At 50.7% G+C, this 6,870-nt stretch carries 7 protein-coding genes; 4 read left to right on the top strand and 3 right to left on the bottom strand.

Features of this window, described 5'->3' with window-relative positions; translation table 11 throughout:
- The 4 genes from J2Z18_RS15745 (at nucleotide 1) to J2Z18_RS15760 (ending at nucleotide 3,682) form a co-directional block, all read left to right on the top strand.
- A complete protein-coding gene (locus tag J2Z18_RS15745; protein WP_210094977.1) occupies nucleotides 1-513 on the top strand; it encodes an NUDIX hydrolase in 513 nt (170 codons plus the stop codon).
- A gap of 14 nt (nucleotides 514-527) precedes the next feature.
- Entirely contained in the window at nucleotides 528-713 is a 186-nt protein-coding gene (locus J2Z18_RS15750; protein WP_007131369.1) for a hypothetical protein, read from the top strand.
- Nucleotides 714-727: 14 nt separating this feature from the next.
- Nucleotides 728-2,542 carry a DUF3658 domain-containing protein gene (locus J2Z18_RS15755; RefSeq protein ID WP_210094978.1) on the top strand — a complete coding sequence of 605 codons (1,815 nt, stop codon included), beginning with the start codon at nucleotides 728-730 and terminating at the stop codon, nucleotides 2,540-2,542.
- Between the two features lie 66 nt (nucleotides 2,543-2,608).
- A complete protein-coding gene (locus J2Z18_RS15760; protein WP_210094979.1) occupies nucleotides 2,609-3,682 on the top strand; it encodes an acyl-CoA dehydrogenase family protein in 1,074 nt (357 codons plus the stop codon).
- Between the two features lie 120 nt (nucleotides 3,683-3,802).
- Here the strand turns inward: J2Z18_RS15760 and J2Z18_RS15765 are convergent, their stop codons facing one another.
- From J2Z18_RS15765 to J2Z18_RS15775, 3 genes are read right to left on the bottom strand one after another with little or no spacing between them, the layout of a single operon-like run.
- The gene (locus J2Z18_RS15765) at nucleotides 3,803-4,915 is read right to left on the bottom strand and encodes a Ger(x)C family spore germination protein (protein ID WP_245256016.1); all 1,113 of its coding nucleotides are present in this window, start codon (nucleotides 4,913-4,915) and stop codon (nucleotides 3,803-3,805) included.
- Between the two features lie 3 nt (nucleotides 4,916-4,918).
- Nucleotides 4,919-5,998, bottom strand: a complete 1,080-nt coding sequence (locus J2Z18_RS15770) for a GerAB/ArcD/ProY family transporter (RefSeq protein ID WP_210094980.1) — start codon at nucleotides 5,996-5,998, stop codon at nucleotides 4,919-4,921.
- A 3-nt stretch (nucleotides 5,999-6,001) separates the two neighbouring features.
- The gene (locus tag J2Z18_RS15775; RefSeq protein WP_245256017.1) at nucleotides 6,002-6,817 is read right to left on the bottom strand and encodes a spore germination protein; all 816 of its coding nucleotides are present in this window, start codon (nucleotides 6,815-6,817) and stop codon (nucleotides 6,002-6,004) included.
- Nucleotides 6,818-6,870: the final 53 nt, after the last annotated feature.

Consider the following 6,870-nt stretch of genomic DNA (forward strand, 5'->3'; position numbering starts at 1 on the left):
ATGTCAAAGTCGAAGGATCTCGTGGCAAGTCAAAACGGCGTTTCCGTCTATGTGGACGGTCACGGGAAAGTATATTTCACGAAGGATCACCCTGAATCGGTCGTCGTGCTGGCCAAGCAGGAGGATGAGTTCCTGCTGATTAAACAGCAGCGGAAACCGGTGAATGATCTGGTCATCCAGCTGCCAGGCGGCGGGGTTCTTCAAGGAGAGAACCTGGAAGCCGCTGCGAGACGGGAGCTGCTTGAGGAGACCGGATACGAATGCGGAGGTCTTCATTACTTGGGACGGATGTATCCTGCTTCATGGCGGTGCAACGAGGTAGCGCATGTCTACTATACGGAAGAGATTCTGGTTCGAGGTGAAGCCCGGCCGGAAGATTACGAGCACATTGATGTGATCCGGATTCCGGTTCAGGAGTGTCTGCACCGCATTCAGAAGAACGAGATCCAGGATTCGGAGCTGGTATTTGCCGTTTTGCAATGCTTGCTCCGTGGGATTATCCATCTTCATTGATGGGGGGGAAGGTAATGGAGTTCATCGGGATCGGATTCTTGTTAGTCGGTGTCATCGCTCTAGTTCTTGCTGTTCGTTATGCCATCGATACCTCCAAGATGATCACACGCATGGATGCAATGCTTCACGAGATGAGGCTGCTTCGTAAAGATATTCGGGAGCTCAAAGATAACAAGCACATTGTGGATAAGAAAGTATGAGGGAGATGCCTGAAATGGAAGCGGAAAAAATCCATATTCTTCGTAAGGCCGAGGAATTTGCCCGATCGGTGCATGAGAACGACGCAAGCGGTCATGATTGGTGGCATGTCAAACGAGTGAGCCGTCTTGCACGGATGCTGGCGGTATTTGAAGGTGCGAATGCCTTTCTATGCGAACTGGCTTCACTTCTCCATGATGTAGCGGACGAGAAATTGAACGACTCGAAGGAGGCAGCCATCGGAAGGTTGGAGGCATGGATGGCGCAGGCCGGTGTAGATCGGGATGACAGGGCTCATATTCTCTCGATCATCGCTAACATGTCTTATGCCGGAGGAACGGGTGCCGGGATGACCACATTGGAGGGGAAAATCGTTCAGGATGCTGATCGCCTGGACGCTCTCGGCGCCATTGGCATTGCACGAACCTTTGCTTATTCCGGGTGGAAGGGTCAGAAAATATATGACCCTTCCATAATGCCCCGTGATCATATGACTCGAGATGAATACCGGAAGGGCGAAAGTACCGCAATCAATCATTTTGACGAGAAGCTGCTGAAGCTGAAGGATCTGATGAATACGGATGCTGCTCGGCTATTGGCCGAGGGAAGGCATCAAGGCATGCAGTATTTTAGGAAGGCGTTCGACAACGAATGGGAGCTCGGAAATGAAGCTTATCTTAGGGAGTCGCCCCTCTTCAGAGGAAAAGTCTCATGTGTTCATGTAGCATTTGATACGTCCACTGCCGGCTCGTTAAGGATCAGTCTTCGTTCACGGCCCGACGAGCTTGTCATCGTCCTGGACGGCAATTTGATGGTAGGACCTTTGCCGGACGCTGAGCGCCTTTATGAATCCTTCGCGGAACGGATTCGGTGGTATGAAGAGCGATACAATGGATTAACGGCGGACGAGTGGAAGCTGATCCAGCTTGAGGCTGCTATCCGATGGGAGGTCTGGCCCGAGCAGTTAACCGCTGTGCCATGCTTCATTTGGGCCGGGGATTCTGCGAAAGAATTGCTTGGTCTCCGGCGATTGCTTTCACATCTTCCCGGTCATCCCGAGCTTTACCACGTGAATGCGACGGAAGTACTGCATCAACGGAACCCGGATATCCGATATAAAAATACGGGCGAGATAACGCCCTGCGAACTTCAAAAGGTCCTGGATCTGCCTGATGGAATTATGAGGTTATCCGTGGAAGATCAGGAACGTTATCGTCAGGATTGGTTTCGTCTACTGGGCGAAAACGGCACGCTTCGCATTCTCCAGAACGGGGAGCTTATTACGGTCCCAGAGTCTTATTATGATGAAGAGATATTGAAGGCCGTTTACCGCGTGGAGGCCCGATTCGGGCATTTTAGGAAATCCGCGCGAGTTGTAGGTGAAGTGATCGGATCGGCAGAGATTGATACCGGCGATTCGTTTATCGAGTACCGGGTACGCCACCTGATTAATGAGGGTGCCTTGGTCTATGAAGGCAGCCTTGATGCGATGCGCAATTACAGCGTATCGCTGGTTGATTCCGGCAATCCCGATCAGCAATCGGAAAGCCATCATCGTCTTGCCGGGATCGTTAAGCTGAGAACGCTGCTAGGCGAATTGGCCGAAATTAATCTTCGAGAGCGAAGTATAATCGAGCAGCTTAAGGGGATCAATTGGAGGGATCTGGATCTCGGTCTGCCGAATATGCCGGCCGATTATGCCGACAAGGGGATGCCCGCCTTGCTTCAACAACTGATCCTTACCCAGCAGCCGCATGACAGGAATCGGGTTGAGCTTATAGAGAAACTAGTGCAAGTGATGCAGACAATGATGGAAAGTGAAGAGAAATAGATCATTAGCAAGTTGTAGTCAACGATCAGGAAACGATTAAGGAATCGAAATAACGGAGGAATCATCATGCTTTATACTCAACAAGTGATTGACTCAGTAAGACAGTATTCCCTAGAGATGGACAAGCTCAGGCGTATCCCGAAGGAAGTGCTGGATTTCATATACGATGAGCGGCTGTTCCATCTCTTCGTACCCGATGAGCTCGAGGGAAGAATGACGGCGCTGCCGGAGGCAGCTCGCCTGTTCCAGGCGTGTTCTCGGATCGACGGCAACCTGGGCTGGATGGTAACCATTGGTGCAGGGGGCGGTTTTTTCGCGGCGCTGCTGGAACAAGACGTCAGCAAGGAGATATTCGCGAGGCGTGATGCGGTGATCGCGGGAAGCGGGATGCCGACCGGAACGGCGAGGCGGGTTGAAGGCGGGTACCGGGTCAGCGGAAGGTGGAAGTATTGCAGCGGCTCGACCTATGCGACCACCTTCACGGCCAATGCCGTCATCGACTCCGGGAATGAATCTGCCAAAGCAAGTGAATTACCATCAGGAGCAGAAGCTCAAGAGATACGTGCTTTTGCATTCCGGCCAGAGCAAATCCGCATCCTACCGGATTGGAACGCATTCGGTCTTCGTGCGACGGCAAGCCACACGATGATCGCCGAGGACGTCTTCGTCCCGGATAACCGAACTTTCCTGTTCGATGAGATGAAGAGTTATGAACATGAGGCCATCTACCGTTATCCGTTCCTGCCATTCGCGCAGGTTTCCTTCGCCGCGGTTGCGATCGGAATCGCCGAGCATTTCCTTGCTGCCGCTGAAGCTCTGGCTGAAGCGAAAGGAAGCGAAGCTTATGTGATGGGCAAGCTGAAAGAGCATTCCGGCTTCCTTCGAGACGGTGAAGTCAACTTTTATGAAACGGTTGAGACTTCTTGGCGCGAGCTGCTTCAGCAAGGAAAGCTATCGGTTGAGACCGAAGCTGCAGTAACCACCGCCAGCATCGGCGCAGCCAACACCGCGAGAACCTGCGGTCAAACGCTGTTTCCTCTGCTTGGTTTAACAGCGGCAATGGAAGATAGCGAAGTTAACCGGTGCTGGAGGGATCTTCAAACCGCATGCTCTCATTCACTGCTGCGAAGCTATGCTTAATATAAGATGAAGGATTGAACGGGAACGTATAAGAATATCGATTATAGATGACAACCCTGAGCTGCCAGCTCAGGGTTGGATTGATTTGAAGAACCAAGACCCCTGTCCTGGGCCATCCGTTTATCGAAACTTGCCGTAATCCTTGATCTTCACATGGATGGAGCTTTCCACCTGAAGCTTCGGAATTTCCTCCCGCCATTTCATCTTCTGCCACTGCTTGAAGCCAACTCGATTCCGGACATACCTGCCGATCCCCAGATTATCTAGTTTGTTCTCTTTCATAAGACCGATGATCGCATCTGCCCGTTTGTGGATGTATTGACTGACTCTATGCTCGAGCAGCTTCCGTTCCCGCTCATCACTAAGCCTCAGATCACCAAGGTACTCTAGCACGGAGCCGGTTATATTCACTTCGATTTTGATTTTCTTTGCTCCATCGGTTCCTTGGGATACTTTGATCTTTCTCGAGCTGGTGATCGAGCTGAACATGACGATCTCCTTGGATTCCCCGGGAGCTGTCAGGTCGATGCTGATTTCACCTTCCCTGAACTTGCCTTTCAAAAAGGCAAACACCAACGAATCCTTCGGCTCGATCCTCGCGACGTGCTTGTCATCCCTGAATAGAGCGATGCCGTTGGTTGTCACATAGCTGCTGTCCTGCCTACGGATCAACGGCGCGATCGGGTCAACGCCTTCATCAAAGTAATCCCGTTGGAAGTTAAAGAGCGTAACCTTCGGTATCGTCTGTCCCTGGGATTCCTTCTCAAGCAGCATATCGATATATCTTCCGGTTCTTGGATGCTGTGCATAGTTGTCCCGCAGCAGCTCGCCCGCATTGCCATCTACGACGCTAATCTTGATTTGGGAAGAAATGGAGGGATCCCGAATCAACGCATCCAGATGACCCTTGAGCCCGCTGCGGGCCAGTGACTCTCCAAAAAGAACGTTTCGGATCTGGCCGCTTACGAGGAGCATGCCGGTCTTTCTCGACATCATCATTTTCGCTTCTTTGCTGCTGTTGGCTGAAGCTGACAACACTTCCCGTTGCGACGTGGTTTCGGGGTCGGCTTGAGGGATCGAAACGGAAATATCCAGCTGACCGCTCGGCAGCAGATCATAGCTAACCGTTTGGATAAGCCCCAGGTCCTCTAATACTCGCTGATCGCCGCAGGCGTTTAAAGGTAGCATGATTAACAGAAGAAGCATGACGCAAAGCTTTTTTTTGAGCTTCAAGGCTTACACCGCCTTTTTACGCCGCTGCATGAGCAGCAGAATGATTAACAGCAACGGCATGACATACGCGAACCCCATCTGAATATAGCCGAGGATCATAATCCAATCTCGGATCGTATCCAGTACCTTCGGGATAAAGGAGAGCATGAACGCAACGAGCGTAATGCAGAAATAGTGAACGTTGATTTTGATCCTCGGAAAAACACGGCGTGTGCTTTCCCCGGCGGCCCAGAAGTACATAACCAGCGTGATGACCGTCGTGAACAGAAAGAATCCGTAGAAGAGGTTCTCGATTCGTTCAATGAAAGGAAGCTTGATATAAGCCAGCAGATCCAATAAAGGAAACAGCATTTGCTTCAGCAGCTCATGCCCGATGACCCCGAATGAAACAAAGCTCATAATGACATAGGACGCAGTGCGGATGAGATGGCCATAGAGGGCCGCTTTCATCAATTTGGTCTTTTTGTCGGCATAGGGAAACAGGAGCATACACAGCTCATAGCCGAGATAAGCGAGGTAGATTTGGAAGAAGCCCTCGACCATATTTCCTCCATCTTGGAATACATAGGGGGTCAGCCGTTCGAGCTTAAATTCCCCGACATAATACAGCATCAGCAGGTTCAACCATATCGTGGACCAAAAGAATACCGTAGATGCTTTCGAGATGTTGTACAGCCCTTTCGTTAACAGCAAAAAAGCGAGAACGTCAATAAAGAACTTAAACACCATCGGATTGGTCGTCGGAAATGCGAACATCTGAAAAATCAGCACGTACTGTTTGGCAACGAGGCAGCCGATAAGCGACCACACTAAAGAGATCGCTAGGTAGAAGGGAACGAGAATAAACTTCGGAATGCTTTGTTCCAAAATATCAAAGATGGATCTGCCTTCACCAAGCCGATAGACGATGGAGATCAAATAGATGTTCAGGCAGACCAGGATGGAGATCGGTATGACGCTGAGCCAGCCGTTGGTCCCGAAAAATTGAGCTTCGTTCTGAGCGATGCTGAATACATACACCCCAGTCTGAATCATATAGATCAGGATCATCGTATGGAACTGTGACAATTTTTCTCTCAACATGCGTCACCTTCTCATTTTTAATTTGATCTTATTCTTGGATCTCGCCTGTGACGGGCGTCTGCCAAGCATGCTAAAGGGCGCTCTCAAAAAGACGTCCCTCCAGTCGTAGGGCTCGAAGGGAGCAACCGGCGACAAATAGGACGTTCCGATGCTCGTTAATCCGCTGAGATGAATTACGATCCAAGCCATGCCAATCGCCAATCCCAGGTTTCCCCATAATCCGGCTAAAATGATTAACAGAAACCGTAGGAGCCGGAAGGAAGCGCTCATCACGTAATTGGGGATAACGAAGGAAGCTATTGCGGACGAAGCGACTGCAATAATGAGAATGTTGCTGGTCAGACCGGCTTGCACGGCGGCCTGTCCGATAACGATACCGCCTACGATGCCGATGGTCTGGCCGATCTTAGTCGGCAGTCTTGCCCCGGCTTCCCTTAATAACTCAATTGTCGTTTCCATTAATAAAGCTTCGAAGATCGGCGGAAACGGCACTTTGCTTCTGGACTCGGTCAAGGTGAGGATTAAATTCTCCGGGATCATTTCGTAGTGGAACGAAGTGACCGAAACATAGAGCGCCGTCAATACAAGCGTTATGATAAGTGCCTGAAACCGGAGAAGCAGCGTGGCCGTTCCGATGCTCCAGCGTTGATAATAATCATCGGAGGAGGAGAAGAATTCGAAGAAGCTGGACGGTGCGCTGAAAGCGGTCGGGCTTCCGTCCATCAGGCATACAACGCGTCCCGAAACGAGCTTGGATGCGATGGTGTCCGGACGCTCTGATATTATCCCCTTTAAGTAGACAGTGTGTAAAAAGCGCATTAAAGTCTACTTTGGAGGGGATTTTTTCCATGGGCGAAATAAGAAAGACATAT

The sequence above is a fragment of the Paenibacillus lactis genome (genome assembly GCF_017873605.1).
GTDB classification, from domain to species: Bacteria; Bacillota; Bacilli; order Paenibacillales; family Paenibacillaceae; genus Paenibacillus_AQ; species Paenibacillus_AQ lactis.